We start from the raw sequence: 19,872 nt of genomic DNA, 5'->3' as shown, positions 1-19,872 counted from the left end.
AAAAAAAAACAGGGCTAACTCATCAGAATCAGCCCTGTTTTTTTAAGATATCACTATTAATAAATTAAATCAAATCTATCCAATTTCATAACCTTGTCCCATGCAGCCACAAAATCCATGATAAATTTTTCCTTAGCATCTTCACTGGCATAAACTTCTGCCAATGCCCTTAACTCAGAATTTGAACCGAAGATTAAGTCTGCTCTTGTAGCAGTATATTTCAAATCTCCGGTCTTTCTATCTCTCCCTTCAAATTCTTCTTTTGTTTCTGAAGTAGCTTTCCATTCGGTGCTCATATCAAGAAGATGTATGAAGAATTCATTATTCAATTCCTCCTTACTATTTGAAAAGATACCATGTTTAGAACCATCATAATTCGCATTAAGTGCTCGCATTCCTCCCACCAGAACAGTCATTTCGGGAGCCGTTAGCGTAAGCAATTGAGCCTTGTCTATTAGTAATTCTTCTGTGGAAATAGTGTATTGTGTTTTCAAATAATTACGGAAACCATCTGCCATTGGCTCTAAAAGTTCAAAAGATTCAATATCTGTTTGTTCCTGGGTGGCATCCATTCGGCCAGGAGTAAAAGGCACCTTAACCGTAAAACCAGCATTTGCTGCAGCTTTTTCTATACCAGCAGCTCCAGCCAATACAATTAAGTCTGCCATAGAAACTTTTTTATCTCCCGATTTAGCATTGAAGTCACTTTGAATTTTCTCCAAAACACCTAATACTTTGGCCAATTGTTCCGGGTTGTTGACTTCCCAATCTTTTTGGGGAGCCAATCTGATTCTTGCTCCATTCGCCCCTCCTCTTCTATCAGATCCGCGATATGTAGAAGCAGAAGCCCATGCCGTAGTTACCATTTCGCTAACCGATAAACCAGTGTTCAATATTTTTGACTTTAGGCTTGCTATATCGCTTTGGTTAATCAGTTTGTGGTTTAATGCTGGAATCGGATCTTGCCAGATCAGGTCCTCTGTTGGTGCTTCTGGGCCTAAATACGTAGTTTTTGGCCCCATATCCCGATGAGTAAGTTTAAACCAGGCACGGGCAAAAGCATCATTAAACGATTCTGGATTTTCATAAAAACCTCTGGATATTTTTTCAAAACCAGGATCAAATCTTAAAGATAAATCAGTGGTAAACATACTTGGTTTATGTTGGACTTCTGGATCATAAGCATCCGGAACCATCATTTTTGGGTTTTTAGCAACCCACTGATGTGCTCCGGCAGGACTTTTAGTCAATTCCCATTCGTTTTCAAATAAATTAAAAAAGAACAAATGACTCCATCGTGTTGGAGTGGAGGTCCAGGTCACTTCCAAACCAGAGGTAATAGCATCAGCTCCCTTTCCTGATTTATAAGAACTCTTCCAGCCAAATCCTTGCTCTTCAATATCTGCTGCTTCTGGTTCCGGACCTACATTAGAAGCATCTCCCGCTCCGTGAGCTTTTCCTAGGGTATGACCTCCAGCAATCAAAGCCACAGTTTCTTCATCATTCATTCCCATTCTGCCAAATGTAGCCCGAATGTCTTCAGCGGCTAATAAGGGATCAGGATTACCATTTGGGCCTTCAGGATTCACATAAATTAAACCCATTTGAACAGCTGCTAATGGATTTTCTAGTTTTCGATCTCCAGAATAGCGCTTTTCATCACCCAGCCATTTCTTTTCAGCACCCCAGTATACATCCATTTTCGGTTCCCATACATCCTCTCTGCCTCCTGCAAACCCAAAAGTTTTAAATCCCATGTCTTCAAGGGCTACGTTACCAGTCAGCACCATCAAATCTGCCCAGGAAATTTTATTGCCATATTTCTGCTTTACCGGCCAAATTAGTCGTCTGGCCTTATCCAAGTTGGCATTATCGGGCCAGCTATTCAGAGGGGCAAACCGTTGTTGACCAGAACGAGAACCTCCACGGCCATCAGCTGTTCTATAAGTTCCCGCACTGTGCCATGCCATCCTGATAAACAATCCACCATAGTGTCCAAAATCTGCCGGCCACCAGTCTTGTGAATCTGTCAATACTTTTCTAATATCATTTTTGAGTGCTTCGTAATCCAAACTATTAAACTCTTGAATATAATTAAAATCTTCCTCCATCGGATTTGATAAAGAGGAGTTTTGCCGAAGAATACTGAGGTTTAATTGATTAGGCCACCAATCGCTATTGCTCGTAGCTTTCATATTTGAAGAGCTCTTCTTGGTAGCTCCGGATTTTGCATCAGCTTCTGTTTTTTCCTGGGAATTATTGTAATGACAAGCTGGAATAATTGCACCGTATGCCAATATCCAGCAGAACGCTATGATTTTTTTCATGTACTTATACTTTTTTGAATTTTTTAAAAGGAAATTGTATGCGAAAATAGGATATTCATCAATTGTTTCCGATTTCGCCACAATCGGATGTTTTTATTCTGGTATAAGCAAAATCAATAAAAATTTCTTCCAAAAAATTGGGATTGTATTTATCCTGATAATTTGAACTGAAAATTACTATTAATAAAAAAGGAATTACTTTTTTAATCTACACATTGTTATTTAAAAAATAAAAGTTTTTCCCCTGCTGGTTAATAAATCTCCACTTTACTTCACCAACGTACTATTTTCACCCCCGGTAGTAGTTTTTACTGTAATTCTCTGTTCCTTAAAAGAGTCGAAAGATTGTTCCCATTGATTATTTGGCCAAAGGAGTTGCATCTTTTTTTCCTGAGGAAAATAGACAGAGGTATAAAGTGTACCAAATCCATTTTCATAGTTGGTATTAAAAAGTGGCTTTTCTAAAAATCGATTTTTAATATCCTCAAAATTTTCCCCAGGTTTGTTCAGGCAATTTTCTAAATATAATTGTCTTTCTCTGGTATAAGTTGCCGCTGCATAATCTTCCCAATCAATAAGCACCTGATGGTTTGTGCCATAGGGCAATCCGGTTACAACAGGCTGTCTGTCAGGAGAAAGGTAAACAGTAGCAAAAATCCCAAAAGTATCCATTACCGTAACATTATAAGCCATGTGAGAGGGAATCCTTTGGAGGACTTTTATAGCTTCTGAAGTATACTGACAGGTTTCTAAGATATACCTCAGAATAATAGGAATTCCGAAACCATTTCCTATAATTTTCCTTCCCCCAAATGCCAGAGAAATACTCAGTCCGGAACGATTAATGCCATCCAAAACTCCCCAAATACAATCACTCATAGCAATCACGGGTTGAAGCCAATTGGTGTAAAGTAAAGCCCCTTCAAATTTGTGAGGATCATAATCATAATTTCGTATCAATGCCACGGAATCCCTCGTCCAGGCAAGTTGTGAACAGGCAGAGAGATATTTTGGAGGACAATACATGGTTAAAAACCGGGCGGCAACATCACTTCCTCCGGTAAGTTCCAGTAATTTTTGGTAAATCGTTCCTAGCTCAGGCATATACTTTTTAAATTTACCAGAGGAGGTTGTAAAACCGGGTCTATTGGTTAAACCATTTGAAATAAACCATTTCTTATAATAAGGCCAGTACTTTTCAAACAGGCTCTTCCATTTCTCTCCCGGTTTTTCTTCTTTTACGGCATTCAGGTAGATATACATACTTCCAGTTTTTCAGGCGCTTTACCCTTTGCTTTTTATTCATTAATCTTCCATGAAACTCCTATAGCATTTTAAAACCACTGGCTCCTTTTACCTCATAGTTATCTACCAGCGCTTTGCTCGGTGCTTCCGCCTTGAATAAACTTTTTATACCATTTATCCATTTTTTGCCCCTGGCATTTAGTTTAAAATCATCAGTCATAAACCTGCCCCTACTTACTAAAATACCCATATCTGCACCCTCATATTGATAATCTCCCGGTTTTAATATCCTGAGGAAAAAGGCTTCATTTTCATTCTCCACAGCCCTTCTGTGGGTATCGAATCGCGAAAATTTGATATTTCCTTCTTTATCCATGCTATAAATTCCGGATTGAGGTGCTTCGGTAATAATATCTATAGTATCCTCTGTGTGTTTGATTACCATCTGGCCCCAATTGTCAATATTTTCCGGTTTTGCCCATCGTTGATTAATTTGTTTTATATTTAAATGGTAATCCACATCCATCCATTCCAGGATGTGGAAAAGATATAATGGACAGTCTGCAAGAGCAAAAACAGCATGGTTAGTAATTGAGGAAGCACCGGTAATTCTTGGATTTAATTCTCCCAAATAAACTTTGTTTGTTTTTTCCTCTATTAGAAAATCCAGTTCGAAATAACCCATATAACCTTCTGCTCTCAATTGATTACCAAACATTTCGGTATATTTTCTGGCCTGATCTCTTATGCTTTTTGTAAATGCATTTGGATAGATTTCATTTCCACACCATCCTCCTTTATAAGGAGTTAATTCTTTAAACCCAACCAGCTCAGTTAATAACGGAGCTACAATAGTGCCATGCCGGGTAACACATGCCTCAATTGCGGACCCACGGCAACTGATCTTTTTCATGATCTTGCATTCGGGTTCCTCCTCTATTTCTTTTTTGTATTTATTGTAATCTCCTTCATTGGAAATAAAAAAAGTGGTATGTCCAGAATCCCCGAATGCAGTTTGCACCACTAAATCTTTACCTAAATGTGCAGAAACCTTTTGAAGTGTTTGAAAGCTATCTACTTTTTCAAGTACATATGGCACACATGGTACGCCAGCTTTTTCGGCTACCCTGTTGGTCACAATTTTATTATCGAGATGGGCTCTGAGTTTCGAACTAGGAAAACATACCTTTAAGTTAAGTCGTTTGGCCAGTTTTTCCACCCTTTCATCGAACATTAAATAAAGCACTTTTCCACCTTTTCCACGACTTTTTACAAAATCATGTACTTCTTTGTGTTCAAGCAAATAAGCGGTAATGTCCTCAATACTTTGAAATTCTTCGTGTGGTAATTCCTCTTTTGGAGCAAAGACATTCGGATGTTGTTGATCGTAACAATCTATGTAATTAATAAATCGGAAATCTTTTATCCATTCATCAGCACCCAACAGGTTAAAATTGGTAGCACTTACAAAGTAAATGGGTTCTTCATTTTTATAGAAAAACCGCCTTATATCCGATACGCTTTGGAGTTTTGATGACACATCCTCCTTGTTTACTTCTTTGGGTTTGGCAGGTTTTTGGTGAGGTTCCTTTGCGGCCATTGTTCCTTTTTTCATATTTATTTAATGTTTGATATTGATGTGAGAATTATTGGATGAGTTAGTTAATGGTTGAATTTTAATTACAGCTATGTAAATCCTTCCAGAATTTGCCTGTCTCTTTCTTCTTTGGTAATATTATCTCTGGTGGGTTTTCCAAAATACCAGAAAAAAATCCCAGCAGAAACTACAGCAATTAATATGATCCATTCCATCGGCCAGATAAGTGCCACCGGGCTTCCTGGAATTAGCATAAGGGTTAAAATTGAAAAAGTGATTAATCCACTCAGCCGGGCAATAGTGTAGCCATACTTTAAGCGATAAGGCCGGTGAATATTTGGAAATTTATTTCGGAGCTTAAGAAGCGAAATTGACACACCTAAAAAGGCAATCGTCATACAAAACGAGCCCACGTCCACAAAAGCAGTCATAGCCTGTCTTCCAGCAAATACCGAAATAAAGGTGATGAACCCGCAAAATAAAACTGCCTTTGCAGGGGTGCCATATTTTGAATGGGTTTCACCAAAAGAGGAATGGATAATATTGCCCCTTCCCAAAGCAAATAGTATTCGGGAACAGGCCAGAAAAAAGCCATTCCAGCTTGTCAGCAGACCGATAAGTGCAGTGACCAAAACAATATTGGTAGCCCAGCCTGAGGTGAATACATTTTGGTATGCAGCAGCAGTAGGCAATGGAGCATCTATAATATTTTCCCTTGGGCTTACCGCACTCGTGCTCAAAATTAAAAATACATAAAACAAAGAGGCTGCTGCAATTGAAATCAAAATAAGCCTGCCCAATAATTTGGGTGAAACACTGGTATTGGCTTCTTCTGCACTTTGTGGAATGGTATCGAAACCTACAAACCAGAAAGGCACCGTGACCAATACAGCAAGAAATCCTTTCCAACTATTATTTTGGGTTCCAAAAAATGGTTGGATATTTTCAATACTTCCACGATTTACACTCACAATAATTAAAAAAATAACCGCTATTAAAATACCAATTGTTAACCACACCTGAAACCTGGTAGCTGCTTGTATTCCCCTGTAATTGAACCAGGTGATTAAAAGTGTGAAGAAAAATGCCAGCAGAATATGGGAAGCAAATACCACTTCTTCGCCAATTTGGTAAACCGGCCAAAAATCAATCTCGGGAATGAGATAACTAATTACCTTCCCTACTGAAATTGCCTCAAAGGCGGAAACTGAAAGATATCCAAAAGCTAAAAACCAGCCTACAATAAATGATTTTTGAACACCAAAAGCCTTATAAGCATAAGCAACCTCCCCACCGGTTAAGGGTAGCATAGCCATCACCTCTGCATAGCATAAGCCTATGAGGAAAATCATCGCTCCTCCTATTAAAAAGGCAAAAGAAGCACCCAAGGGTCCTGCATCATTTAACCAGGAACCCATGGCTGTCACCCAGCCTACACCTATCATAGAGCCAAAAGCCAGACAGAAAAAGGCTGTTTTTCCTACCTCTTTTTTTAGGGTTTGTCTTTTTTGATATGTAAGTGTTTTTTCTTCCAAATGATTTATTTAAAAAAACTGTCTATGGAATTTATTATTAGTTGAAATTAGAAGCCCGATTCTACTTGCTATTCTTGGCCGGTTACTTTCGTGCTTTTGGCTTTGCTTTTCCCAACTTCCTTCTTTTTAATTAACCTTTCCTCCTTTCCATTTCCCACTTTCATGACAGGAGCTTTTTCAACTGTCTTTTGGGTGGAATTTGGATTCAGTATTTCTTGTGAAAATACCCTTAATCCCAGGTCGGCCCTGTACCCATGGATTTCTTTTACATCCAGCACATTCAAAAAATTCACAGTTTCTTTTGTAACCACCTGACCCGGCATTAACACAGGAAATCCCGGAGGATAAGGAATGACGAAAGAGGCAGAGACCAATTCCCTACCTGAATACAATTCGTTTTCACATTCATTCAGATGGAGATGCTCACAGTTTTCTTCTTCATAGGCTAAAAAATAAGCTTTTCTGAGGTTTCCTGCCGGGGAACCATCAATAGGCAAAAAGGCATTATGAAAATGACTAAATTCCGGAAGTGGAGGATGATCTTTGGTCAGTCCATGCACAGAATTATTATACACAGTTTTTTCATCACGGCTGAGGGAATTTCTTTCCGATTCCAACTTTTTAGCAATATTAATCAGAGCACTAATCAGGTAAGAAACAGAACTTTTTGTTGTTCCGATATTTGTCATGAAAAGGACGGTGTTTCTGGACGTTTTATTAATTTGGATGCCAAATAAATCCATGAGATACCGGTTTTTAAAAGTATCTCCATCAACCCCGGTTTTGCCTACATGAAGCGTGATTTTGGTAGGGTCAAGCACAAATTCATCTCCTTCCCAGGTTTCATTCATTTGTATCCAGCCTTCATTATTGTCATAATAATATTCCAAACCACTTTTTCGATGCACTTTTGGGATTAATTGTCCCAGGGCAATGATGTCAAAGTATTTTTTTAACAAGGGATGAGTGGATACCTTTTCCCTCAGGATCATGGCCATTTCTATGCTTTTCTCAACCAATTCAAAACCCTCGAACATGATCTGCCTTCGGCCTACATCCAATGATGCCAGAATCTGGTAATTAGCTGAGGTTGAAATATGGGTCATATAAGCTTCATGGAAAGATTCTTCTGCTTTACGCTTAAACTCCTCATCGTAAATATGAATCATGGAACCCTGCCTTAAACTTGAAAGTGTTTTGTGTGTAGACTGGGTACTGTATACCCTGATTTTTACTTTGTCAGGATCAGGCATTGCCCGGTCATCAGGATCTATTTTCCAGGTATTATAATCGTATCGGTATTTTTCAGATGCATATTTTTCCGCCAGTTTTTTGGCCACATACATCCCTGTCCGTTGCCGGTAAGTAGGAGAAAAAGCGGCAAAACCAAACCAGGCTTCGTCCCATAGGAATATCATATCGGGTTTTATAGCCAATACTTCCTCCATTACTTTTTCCACATTGTAAACGATGCCATCAAAGGTACAATTAGTAAGAATCAGCATCTTGACTTTGTCCAGCTGGCCAGCCTCCTTCAGGTGGTGGAGTTTCTCCTTAATTTCTGAAAGCGGTACACCACCAAACATGGAAAATTCATCCAGTGCGTACCCATCCATATAAATGGGGAAAGCTCCGGAAAGCACCATACTATAATGGTGGGATTTATGACATTCCCGATCAATTAAAACAATGTCGTCTGGCTTTACTAAACCCTGAGTCACAATTTTGTTAGAGGTTGAGGTCCCATTGGTGACAAAAAAAGTATATTGAGCACCAAAGGCTTTTGCCGCCAGCTGTTGCGCTTTTTTTAAAGGACCTGTGGGTTGAAGCAGGGAATCCAGGCCTCCGGTAGTAGCTGAAGTTTCCGCCAAAAATAGGTTCCTTCCATAAAAATCACCCAAATCTCTGGCCCAATGGGATTTGAAAATGGAATTTCCCCTTGAAATAGGCATAGCATGAAATACACCAGTAGGTTTTTGGCTATAGTCCACTACTGCTGAGAAAAAAGGTGTTTCAAACCGATCGGCAATCCCCCTTTTAATGCTAAGATGCATTTCCTGCAAATCCTCCATTCTGAAGAAAATTCGCCTGAAAACTTTCACCTCTTCATCATTAAAACTGGTGATAGAATGATCTGAAACCAGATAAAGGTCTATTTCTGGTCTTAATTTTTTGATGGCCTGACCAAGAATTCCACCCATCCCTGTTTCTATATGATCTTTTAGGTGATTGTAGCTAATTTGAGAAATAAATGGTTTTAAAATTTTAAGGTTATTTTTTGACTTGAAGGGCAAGTCATACCTGATCACACAGCTTTGAATATTATGATTAAAAAGGACTGCAATTAATGCATCCTGAAAATTACAGGCAAATACCAGTTCATCGACAAACCTTCCGTTTACGTCCCTGACTTCATCAAACTTTGCCCTGGTTTCCAACTCTCCTTGTTTGGTGAGGTTATCCACAAAAAGCACTTCGTAATAATACTGCTTACTCATGATTTCCCTCATGGTGGACCTGCGTCCTTTTTTGGCAATGTGGTCAAGTGACTTTTTTCGGTACGATTCACTCACAAGTTCCCTTACCATACTCACAATTTGATGATAAAAGGCAGAATAAGATTTGCCAGAATAGAGGGTATTTAGAGATTTTAAATTGATGGTTCCGGGGAAAGCCCAATAGGGTTCTATTATAGCCAGTAAGGAAAGCATTGATTTTATTTCACTGGTTAGTCTAATAAAATCCTTGTCTTTGGATGTTTTCTTAGTGAGTTCTGCAGCTTTTGTCTTTAGATCGTTCCAAATATCAACCCGGCATTGTGAAATGTTGAAATGATAATTTGAAAAGTATTTTGAGGCATTAAATTCATCATTTTCCATTTTTATTGAGGTTTGTAAATGATATTAAATTATGTATTATCTTGGTTTCAATTTATTCTTAAACTTGTACCAACTTGACTGCGTTGGTGGTGGCGATTCGCTCTCCAGGCTCTCCTGAATCTTCTTAATTCTGGTTGGTTTATTTATTGGGCCTAAGGAATGCAGATACGAAAGATCGGCTCCCTTTTGGTAAATTGGAAAGGAATCCGCTCTACTCCGAAAACTTTTCAAAGGTTGGCCTAACCTTAATAAACCATTTTCCCGGCTTCTTTTTACCCTGTCAAAATCTATTTCTATTGGAATCATTTCTTCTACCTGATCGGCCTGATAAATAATTCCACCATCGGGTCCACAAACCAAAGATTTGCCCGTGCCACCTGTTTCCAGGCCATTCACATCAAAAATGTAACACTGATTAATAGCTGAAGTAGCCCGAATGATTGATAATTCAATATCCCTGTCAATAGTCCCGGTTAATGTGGGGTGTATGATTACTTCAGCTCCCATAGCGGCAAGTGTACGCGATGTTTCAGGAAACCACATGTCATAACAAATGGATAATCCGAATTTACCTGCCTTTGGCACTTCAAAAATGCAAAATTCTTCTCCACCCGTCACCCCTTCCTCATAGGGTAGAAATGGGAACATCTTTCTGTATCTTTTTACAATTTCCCCATTCGGATTAATTACCGTGGCTGTATTGAATATTTTCTCATCTTTCTTTTCGAACATGGAACCCGGTATTAACCAGATATGGTGTTTTTTTGCCATTTCCTGAAAGGCTTTTTCAGTATCATTTGGAAAGCTATGTGCATGGTGAGTCAGAGGACCATATGCAGCAAGTTCACTAAAAACCACCATCTCTACCCATGGATAAATAGACATTAACACATCCAGTTTAAACCTCATGGTTTCCAGGTTAGGATATGCTGCATGTACCTTCATTTGAATTCCGGCAATTGAAAAAGGCCTCATATTGTCTTTTAAAATTTAGATTTTAGTTTTCTTTTTAATTTATAATTCCTGTAAAACAGATTATGGGACTAACTCAGGAATGGAAGCGAGATTCATCAATTCTTCTTCCAGAATAGCCAGCCCCTTTTCCAATTGTTCGTTTGTGATGACTAAAGGACTCAAAATTCTGATCACATTCTTGAAAGTTCCTGCCGATAAAATGATTAAACCACTATTGAAACAGTTTACCACTAGTCTGGCAGTAAGTTCGGCATTGGGCTGATTAGAATCTCCATTTTTAACCAGTTCAATGGCATTCATAGCACCCAATCCCCTTACATCACCTATAATACCGGGTAACTTAGCCTGCATTTCCTTAAACCGTGCGGTTACTTTTCTCCCAATCTCCACAGCCCTATCATTCAGATTATTATCTTCAATAAATTTGATAGTGGCCAGGGCTGCAGCACAAGAAACAGGGTTTCCCAGATAAGTCCCTCCAATAGTTCCGGGTTTCGCTTTGTCCATAAGAGAGGCTTTTCCAATTACACAACCGATCGGCATACCCGAACCCATAGATTTTGCCCAGGTAGATAAGTCGGGAGTGATGCCATAGTGTTGATAGGCAGCCCATTTGCCCGTACGTGAAAAGCCACTTTGTACCTCATCAATGATCAGGAGCATGCCATGCTCAGTACAAATTTCCCGAAGCCCCTGTAGAAATTTTCTGGGTACTACATTGAATCCACCTTCTCCCTGTACGGGTTCTATAATTACCGCTGCAACCTGTTCGGGGGACACAGAATCTACTAAGGCATCTTTAAATTTAAGCAGTTCTTTTTCTGAATAAGCATCTTCAGAAAGACCTTGGTGATTTTTATAAAAATTAGGGAATGGTAAACGGTATACTTCAGGAGCAAATGGCCCACATCCCGATTTATAAGCCACCTTTGAAGTGAGTGACATGGCCATCATTGACCTGCCATGAAAGGCTCCTGTAAAACAAATAATCCCCTGTCTTCCCGTAGCTTGTCTGGCTATTTTGATGGCATTTTCCACCGACTCTGCCCCTGTATTGGTAAGCATTACTTTGGTTTGCTTGCCATGAGGAAACAGACTTGCCAGTTTTTCTGCAAGCGCCACATAAGGTTCATAAGTGGCCACATGAAAACAGGCATGAATTAGTTTTGCTGCTTGTTCTTGTATGGCACTCACTACGGGTTCCGGGCAATGCCCCGCATTGAGCACTCCGATACCTCCTGCAAAATCTATCATTTCCTTCCCATCGGCATCGATAATTATTCCATCCCTGGCCTCACTTACGGTGGCCGGGTTAAAAATTCCCACTCCCTGGGGAACAACCTTTTTTCTTCTTTCTATTAATTCTTTAGCCTTACTCATTTTTAGATAAAAAATAGTTTAGGTAATAGGTCAGATTTTAATTAAAGCAATGCCACAACTGATTGATATTGAGATCAATAGTTTAATAAAAATTAATGCTGGTTGTTGCTGGTACTTAAGTGTAAAAAATGATGGTGCTTAGTCTACATAAATGGTTTTCACATTTGTAAACTCTTTTATCCCATGATGTGATAGTTCTCTTCCGTATCCTGATTTTTTTATTCCTCCAAAAGGCAGTCTTGGATCGGACTTTACCATGGAGTTGATAAAAACTCCTCCCGCATTTATTTTCCTGCCAATCCGAACTCCTTTTTCCAGGTCCTTTGTCCAAACAGAAGCGCCTAAACCATAAATGGTGTTATTTGCATAAGTTATTGCTTCACGTTCATCTTTCACGGGGACAATACAGGCGGCTGGTCCAAAAGTCTCTTCATCAAAACCGGGCATACCTGGTTTTACATCAATCAAAAGTGCAGGTTCAAAATGCGCTTTTTCCTGCTTCCCACCTGTTACCAATCCTGCTCCAGCTTTAATAGTGGCTTTCACCTGGTTATTCAGTTGTTCTGCTAAATCAGTTCTAGCCATGGGACCGGTAGTCGTTTCTTCTGATAGGGGGTCTCCCATTTTTAAAGCTGCAATTTGTTGATGCACTTTTTCTGCAAAGGCCTCCTTTACTGATTGAACCACAAGGAAACGTTTGGCTGCAATACAACTTTGCCCGGCATTCAGCATTCGCGACTGAACGGCTACTGCAGCAGCCCGCTCAAGATCAGCATCCTCCAACACAATAAATGGATCAGAACCACCTAATTCTAAAACTGTCTTTTTAATGTTTTTACCCGCAATAGCAGCCACAGAGGCTCCGGCTTTTTCACTTCCGGTAAGGGTGATTCCTTGTACTATTTCACTTTTAATAACCTTCTCCACCAGGTTAACATTAATAATCAGAGACTGAAAAACCCCATCAGGAAAACCCGCTTCTTTAAATATAGATTCAATATCCAAGGCACAACCGCTAACATTTGGCGCGTGTTTCAACAAGGCTGTGTTTCCTGCCATCAGATAAGGAGCCGTAAACCTAAATACCTGCCAATAGGGGAAATTCCATGGCATAACCGCCAGGATTGCTCCAATGGGTTCGTAGCAAACAAAGCTCTTTCGGGCACCCGATTTAATAATTTCATCCTGAAGAAAACTTTCCGCATTTTCAGCATAATAATCGCATACCCAGGCACACTTTTCTACTTCACCTCTTGCTTCTTTAATAACCTTACCCATTTCCTCGGTTATCTTCTGAGCATAAATTTCTTTATTCTCCCTCAGTAAATTTCCCACTTTATGAAATAGGGAAGCTTTTTTTCCATAGGGAATTTCCTTCCATATTTTAAAGGAAGATTTACTTTTCTCCAGTTTGTCACTCAAAGCCATTTCCGAAAGCGTAGGATATTTCGCAATTACCTGGTCAGTATATGGATTTACAGTTTCAAAAATCATTATTTAGGCTTTTTTTATTATACAAATTTTTTTTGAAAAATCAAATTTAGATGCCATTATCTCTCGAATTTTTGAAAGATATTTTGCTTTACCAATATTCCAAATTATATAACATTAATAATGACTTATGTGAATTTTTATATCATGGAAATAGATATAGGCATATTTAAAATTACATTTATTTATTATTCCATTTTAGTTTTAGCAAGTACCTTCAATGTCTTTACGAAAATGAATTATGAGGTCACATTTATAGGCTGGATTAGAGGTTTTTATTCCCTGAGATTTTCATGGAAGCTTGTTACATTTAGCTAAAAAAGTGGTGTCTTTAATTATGACAATCCCAACTCTTCCCCAGAAAGTTACTTAAGCTATGAAGCAAAAAGAGGATCATGGAGGGGGAATAAGCTGGGTAGTTTTTGTAACTCCTCGATTGTTTGATCTGCGTAATTATTTGTTTGGATCTCGTATTTTATTGATGGGAATAATATGGAATTTTACATTATGCTAATTCATTTAGCAGGGTATTTTTCAACGGGCATTATTTGTCCAATATTCATTAGTCCAATTATCAAAATGAAAAAAGAAAATAAACAAAAGCCAAATATTTATCAGGGAGAAATAAACAGAAGGAATTTTATCACCAAATCGGCTATTGCCGGAATTGGTTTGGGAGCCCTTTCCTTTTCCACTGCATCTGCAAAAAGAGCAGAATCAGAGAGGGAGATTTCAAATTTAAGTAAGAAAAGGAAGCTGGGTACTTTGGAAGTCTCGGCCATTGGTTTGGGTTGTATGAGTATGACGAGTGGAAGTTACAATCCACCCAGAAGTAAAGAGGAAATGATTCCCGTGATTCGAGGTGCTTTTGATAAAGGCGTTACTTTTTTTGATACGGCTGAAGTTTATGGGCCTTTTACCGATGAAGAAATCGTAGGGGAAGCACTTGCTCCGATTAGAGATAAAGTGGTGATTGCCAGCAAGTTTGGATTTTCCTTTGATAATGGGCAAAGATCTGGTAGAAACAGCCAGCCAAAGCACATTAAACAAGCCGTAGAGGGCATGTTGAAAAGGCTCAAAACAGATCGGATTGATTTATTGTATCTTCATCGGCTGGATCCAGATGTCCCCATTGAAGAGGTGGCCGGAACAGTAAAAGAATTAATTCAGGAAGGAAAAGCCTTACACTTCGGGCTTTCTGAAGTTGCCCCAGATACCATGCGAAAAGCACATCAAGAGCAAAAAGTCAGTGCTTTACAAACCCAATATTCTCTGGCGGAAAGATTTCCGGAAAATCAAATACTGGATACCTGTGAAGAACTTGGAATCGGGTTCGTACCCTGGGGACCTGTTTTTAGAGGTTTCCTTGGAGATAAGTTTAACGAATTTAGTCGGTTTTCAGAAGATTCAAGATTTGCTTCAGTAGCGTCTTTTACTCCTGAAGCGATCAATCAAAATATGGCTTTACTGAAACTGGTACGTGAATGGGCAATGAAAAAAGATGCTACACCTGCTCAAATTTCACTTGCCTGGTTGTTACACCAAAAGCCATTTATTGTGCCTATTCCGGGAACAACCAAGCTTCATCATGTAGATGAAAATATGAAAGCTACACAGGTGAAATTCACCAGTACTGAGTTGGAGGAATTTAGAACAGCATTTTCCAAAATTGAACTAGCCGGAGTAAGAACCATGGAATCGGCTTTGAAGGATCAATAAAAACTAAAAACCTAAAATGGTTATTTCAATATTTGGAGATAACCATTTCTTTTTTCCTTATAATAAATCAATCTTTTTCAACCATTCCACTACCTTTTCTTTTGCTTCCTGAGCTTTTTTGCCTTCAAAAACAAATAAAACGCCATCTCTCTCTATCCCTCCTTTGATTGAAAATCCTTCCAGGAGCTTTCCATCTGAACACATTTTGGCCACAGTTTCAAAACTGCTTCCTGCTCCATATCCGGCATGGGTATTAAATGGAATTATAATTTTCTCACTCCAGTCATATTCTTGCAAAAAACTTTTCATGGGAGGGGGTAATTGCATTCCCCAGGTGGGAAAACCTAAAAAGACAATTTTGTAGGAATTGAAATTTTCAATTTTAGTTTTTAAAGGAGGTAAAAATCCCGATTCATTTTCTTCAGCTACCTGTTTTACTGTAGTCTGGTAATCATCGGGATAAGGATTCTCCAATTGAAGTGCTACCATTGTTCCCCCGATCTCATTATGGATTATTTCCGCAATGGCTTTTGTATTTTTAGTTCGAGTGAGGTACACAATCAATATTTTTTCCTCTACTGACTGTGCCTGTAATTGCCCGGAAAAATAAATGGGGAAAAGGACCATGGCCAATAAAAGGCCAAGGCCTGATGAAATAAATTTTTTGATGACAAACATTTTTTCAGGTCAATTACCGACCAACTCTTTTTTGTAAATGCGCAGGATAACGATCTCCTTTCACTCCCAATTTCTGATACCCTTCATCAATTTCCTGAATATCTTCCTTTGACAATTCTACATGAACTGACCCAATATTTTCTTTCAATCGATGAAGTTTAGTGGTTCCGGGAATAGGCACAATCCATGGTTTTTGAGCAAGTACCCAGGCCAAAGCTATTTGGGCTGGAGTCGCATTATTTTTAGCTGCAATTTTCCCAATTAAATCTACCAGAGCCTGATTGGATTTTCTATTCTCTTCACTAAATCGGGGTACTATATTGCGAAAATCTGATGGGTCAAACCTGGTATTTTTGTCTATTGCCCCTGTCAAAAAACCTTTTCCCAAAGGGCTAAAAGGAACAAAACCAATTCCCAGTTCTTCCAGTGTAGGTAATATTTCAGTTTCTGGTTCTCTCCACCATATAGAATATTCACTTTGTAAGGCCGTAACAGGTTGCTCCAAGTGAGCCTTTCGAATGGATTGTACACCCGCTTCAGAAAGGCCAAAATGTTTCACTTTTCCCTCCTGAATTAAATCCTTAACTGTACCAGCTACCTCTTCCATCGGCACAGTTTGATCCACTCTGTGTTGATAAAACAAATCAATTACATCAGTCTTTAATCTTTTCAGGGATTCTTCAGCAACCTGTCGAATTCTTTCCGGTCTGCTATCCTGTCCTTTATTGGAATTGCCTTCCTTAAAACCAAATTTTGAAGCGATTACAATTTCCTGCCTAAATGGAGCAAGTGCCTCTCCTAATAATTTTTCATTTTCAAATGGGCCATAAGCTTCTGCGGTATCAAAAAAGGTAATTCCCATTTCGTAAGCCTCCCTAATCAATTTAATAGCCGCTTGTTTTTCCATTGCTGGTCCATACCCAAAGCTCATTCCCATGCAGCCTATTCCTAAGGCTGAAACTTCAAGACCGCTTTTTCCAAGTTTTCTTTTTGCTATACTCATATCTTATTTTTTAACCTGTGTCCACACTTTTCCTAAATAATTTATCTGTTTAAAATTAGAAAAGATCGGTCCCTCTGGTTAACTAAAAACAAACCAAAAATTACAAAATTCAAATAGAGAATTCAGGCATTCCGGAATTTCAGGGGACTTAGGGCTAAATGTTTTTTGAAGAAATTATTGAAATGGGTCACTTCTGAAAATCCAAGGGAAAAGGCTATTTCTGAAACATTCATTGCCGTATGTTTTAATAGCACTTTAGCTTCCTGTAAAATTCGCTCTGAAATAACCTGGGTAGTGGTTTTTTGAGTAGTTTCTTTTACTGCTCTATTCAGATGGTTGACATGCACATTCAGGCAATCTGCAAAATCAGAAGCTGAACGCAATTTAATTGATGGATGGCTGTCATCTATAGGAAATTGGCGCTCAAGTAATTCAATAAATAATGTTGAAATTCTTTGAGCGGCATTTATGGGTTGGTTTTCAAGACTTAAAGAGGGTTCAAGTTTAAGGGCAAAATGAAGCAGTTCAAAAACCTGGTTTCGGATCATGTCAAATTTATATTTGTAACCTGAGTTAAACTCACCCTCCATTTTATGGAATAATTCCTGTATTTGAATTGCTTGTTCATCCTTCAATTCAAATATATGAGAACCCTTGGGCTGAAAAACCTCATAGTCCTGAAACTGACCAAATTGATGGAAAAATGAAGCATTAAATATGCAATAAATCCCTTCCCGTATTCTATCCAAATGTTCCCATTTGTAGGGAATTTGGGGATTGGAAAAACAGAGGGCCTGTTTTTTTACCTGCACCACCTTATCTGCATAATGCACCTGACTATTCCCCTTTACCAACATGATTTTATAAAAATCACGTCTTCTATAGGGAATTTTTGTAGGTTTTCCTTCTACATAGGGTTCCAGCTTAAACATGTTAAAATGCCCAATTTCCTTTTTAAGTCCATCGGGCTTCCAATCAAACTTTCTCTGGTAAAATTCTTCTAAGGATTCTGACTTTTCCATTTCGTGAAATTTACAATATTCAAACAAATTAATCCATTCTTTTACCATAACCTTTTTCTGTTTTGGCTGAATTACCAATAAAATCTCCAATTATCGTAAAGGCTCATCTTTTGCGAGAAATGGTTGATGGTAATAGCGCTGGCCATTTGTTTGATACAAAGCATTTGCCACTGCTCCAAAAATTGGAGGGAATGGCGGTTCACCCAACCCGGTAGGGTCGATATCATTTTTTACAAAGTGCACATCTATTTCCTGTGGTGCTTCCCGATACCGGATCATGCGATAATTATGGAAATTGTTTTTCTCGGGTACTCCATCCTTAAAAGTCATCGCTCCAAATAAAGCATTTCCAATACCATCAATCACGGCTCCTTCCACCATGTTAGTTGCTGCATCGGTGTTAATTACAATACCACAATCAATCGCGCTACAAACCTTTTTCACAGCAGGTTTCCCATTTTCCACTTCCATTTCCACTACATGTGCGGCATACGAATTATGACAGAAATATGCTGCAACCCCCCGGTTTTTGTTTGAATTTTTATCCTTGTCCCAATCAGACTTTTCTCTTACCAGTTTTAACACTCCGGCATATCTCCCCGCATCATAATCATTCTTTTCGCCAACAGGAGTTTTACCTGCCCGATCCAGTAATTCCAGCCTAAATGCTATTGGATCTTTTCCGGCTGCTTCAGCCACTTCATCCAAAAACGATTGTTCTACGCCACCAATAAAATTAGACCGGGGAGCCCGAAATGCCCCAATGGTAATGTTCGAATTAATAGACCATTCCTCAGCCATATAATTATCCACAGCACCAGCGGGAAACCTGTTGGGGGATAAAGGACTTTCCGGAATTCCGCCTGCTTTTACATGGAATGCAATCAGGTTATTATCTGCATCTAAAGCAGCCCGATAAGTCGCATGGTATGAAGGGCGGTAAATACCACAAGTCATATCATCTTCTCTGGTGTAAACCAACTTTATGGGTGCATTCGCCTTTTGGGAAATGAGAGCCGCTTCCACCAGATAATGGTCATAAGCCCTTCTGCCAAATCCTCCACCCATCCTGGTCATCTGAATGTCAATTTTTTCCAAAGGCATACCAAGTCGGGTAGCCAAAGCCTGCTCGGCAAATTCAGGTGCTTGCAATGGTCCCACCAATTCAGCTTTTTCGTCTGTTACATAAGCAAAGCAGTTCATAGGCTCCATGGCATTATGCGCAAGAAATGGTGCCGTATAGGTACGCTCTATTACCTTGGCTGCATTTTTAAAAGCCAATTCCGGATCACCATCCTTGCGAAGGACTTTCCCGGGTTTGGAGGCTATCTGATTCATTTTCACCAAATGCTCCGAAGTATTTTCCAGCCCTGCAGGCACACTTACATTAATTTTATTTCCTCTTGCATTGATGGTAAAACTACTTTCAGCATTTTTTTCCCATTCAACTTTTAAGGCTTTTTTGGCAGTCATCACTTCCCAGGTAGTATTACCCAAAACTACCACCAGTTCCGGGAAAGCATTTGTACTGAAATATCCCCTTTCTAAATCCTCTTTGCAGGTTTCAATAGTAAAAATATCTTTTATCCCAGGCATGGACCTGATTGCTGAATCATCCACTGATTTTAATTTCATCCCAAAAGCTGGAGGATGCACAATCATGGCAATGAGCATCCCTTCCCGTTTGTAATCCAGCCCAAACAATGGTTTGCCGGTAACTATATTTTTACCTTCCACATTCTTTTGAGAAGAACTGATGATTTTGAAATCTTTTACTTCCTTCAGTTGAATTTCTTTGGGTACGGGAATATCTACCGCAGCCGAAGCCATTTCACCATAACCGGCAGATTTTTCACTTTTTTCATGATAAAGTACCCCCGCTTTGGTGGTAATTTCTGAAACAGGAACATTCCAGGCTTTAGCTGAAGCTTCTTTTAACATATGCCTGGCGGTGGCTCCGGCCATCCTGAGTCCCTGCCAGCCTTGTCGAACTGACTGACTTCCACCTGCAAACTGGCGGG

At 39.1% G+C, this 19,872-nt stretch carries 13 protein-coding genes; 1 reads left to right on the top strand and 12 read right to left on the bottom strand.

Features of this window, described 5'->3' with window-relative positions:
- Positions 1-56: 56 nt before the first annotated feature.
- The 8 genes from katG to A3EM_RS0132910 all read right to left on the bottom strand — a co-directional run bounded on the left by katG (position 57) and on the right by A3EM_RS0132910 (position 13,432).
- Positions 57-2,327, bottom strand: coding sequence for a catalase/peroxidase HPI (katG, locus tag A3EM_RS0132955; RefSeq protein WP_020532535.1), 2,271 nt, complete (start codon positions 2,325-2,327; stop codon positions 57-59).
- Positions 2,328-2,594: 267 nt separating this feature from the next.
- Positions 2,595-3,590, bottom strand: a complete 996-nt coding sequence (locus A3EM_RS44360) for a C45 family autoproteolytic acyltransferase/hydrolase (RefSeq protein WP_020532533.1) — start codon at positions 3,588-3,590, stop codon at positions 2,595-2,597.
- A gap of 61 nt (positions 3,591-3,651) precedes the next feature.
- Positions 3,652-5,187: a biotin carboxylase gene (locus tag A3EM_RS0132940; protein WP_020532532.1), complete on the bottom strand. Its 1,536-nt coding sequence runs from the start codon at positions 5,185-5,187 to the stop codon at positions 3,652-3,654.
- Positions 5,188-5,258: 71 nt separating this feature from the next.
- A complete protein-coding gene (locus tag A3EM_RS44355) occupies positions 5,259-6,704 on the bottom strand; it encodes an APC family permease (RefSeq protein WP_020532531.1) in 1,446 nt (481 codons plus the stop codon).
- Positions 6,705-6,772: 68 nt separating this feature from the next.
- Positions 6,773-9,583 (bottom strand): aminotransferase class I/II-fold pyridoxal phosphate-dependent enzyme, encoded by a 2,811-nt coding sequence (locus A3EM_RS0132930; protein ID WP_020532530.1) that lies wholly within the window; start codon positions 9,581-9,583, stop codon positions 6,773-6,775.
- A gap of 36 nt (positions 9,584-9,619) precedes the next feature.
- Positions 9,620-10,558: a carbon-nitrogen hydrolase family protein gene (locus A3EM_RS0132925; RefSeq protein ID WP_020532529.1), complete on the bottom strand. Its 939-nt coding sequence runs from the start codon at positions 10,556-10,558 to the stop codon at positions 9,620-9,622.
- Positions 10,559-10,618: 60 nt separating this feature from the next.
- Positions 10,619-11,938 carry a 4-aminobutyrate--2-oxoglutarate transaminase gene (gene gabT, locus A3EM_RS44350; RefSeq protein ID WP_020532528.1) on the bottom strand — a complete coding sequence of 440 codons (1,320 nt, stop codon included), beginning with the start codon at positions 11,936-11,938 and terminating at the stop codon, positions 10,619-10,621.
- A 138-nt stretch (positions 11,939-12,076) separates the two neighbouring features.
- Positions 12,077-13,432, bottom strand: a complete 1,356-nt coding sequence (locus A3EM_RS0132910) for an NAD-dependent succinate-semialdehyde dehydrogenase (protein ID WP_020532526.1) — start codon at positions 13,430-13,432, stop codon at positions 12,077-12,079.
- A gap of 576 nt (positions 13,433-14,008) precedes the next feature.
- Here A3EM_RS0132910 and A3EM_RS0132900 point away from each other — a divergent pair.
- Positions 14,009-15,148 (top strand): aldo/keto reductase, encoded by a 1,140-nt coding sequence (locus A3EM_RS0132900; protein WP_157638209.1) that lies wholly within the window; start codon positions 14,009-14,011, stop codon positions 15,146-15,148.
- A 57-nt stretch (positions 15,149-15,205) separates the two neighbouring features.
- Here the strand turns inward: A3EM_RS0132900 and A3EM_RS0132895 are convergent, their stop codons facing one another.
- From A3EM_RS0132895 to A3EM_RS0132880, 4 genes are all read right to left on the bottom strand, one after another.
- Positions 15,206-15,826, bottom strand: coding sequence for a flavodoxin family protein (locus A3EM_RS0132895; RefSeq protein WP_020532523.1), 621 nt, complete (start codon positions 15,824-15,826; stop codon positions 15,206-15,208).
- Positions 15,827-15,839: 13 nt separating this feature from the next.
- Positions 15,840-16,829, bottom strand: a complete 990-nt coding sequence (locus A3EM_RS0132890; RefSeq protein WP_020532522.1) for an aldo/keto reductase — start codon at positions 16,827-16,829, stop codon at positions 15,840-15,842.
- 122 nt (positions 16,830-16,951) lie between these two features.
- The gene (locus A3EM_RS0132885; RefSeq protein WP_026210728.1) at positions 16,952-17,851 is read right to left on the bottom strand and encodes a helix-turn-helix domain-containing protein; all 900 of its coding nucleotides are present in this window, start codon (positions 17,849-17,851) and stop codon (positions 16,952-16,954) included.
- A gap of 90 nt (positions 17,852-17,941) precedes the next feature.
- The coding region (locus tag A3EM_RS0132880; RefSeq protein ID WP_020532520.1) for a xanthine dehydrogenase family protein molybdopterin-binding subunit at positions 17,942-19,872 on the bottom strand (1,931 nt) is incomplete at its 5' end.

Source organism: Flexithrix dorotheae DSM 6795, assembly GCF_000379765.1.
In the GTDB taxonomy this organism is placed as follows: Bacteria; Bacteroidota; Bacteroidia; order Cytophagales; family Flammeovirgaceae; genus Flexithrix; species Flexithrix dorotheae.
Note: the sequence above shows the minus strand (reverse complement) of the source record. Positions and strands in the feature narration are given on the sequence as shown.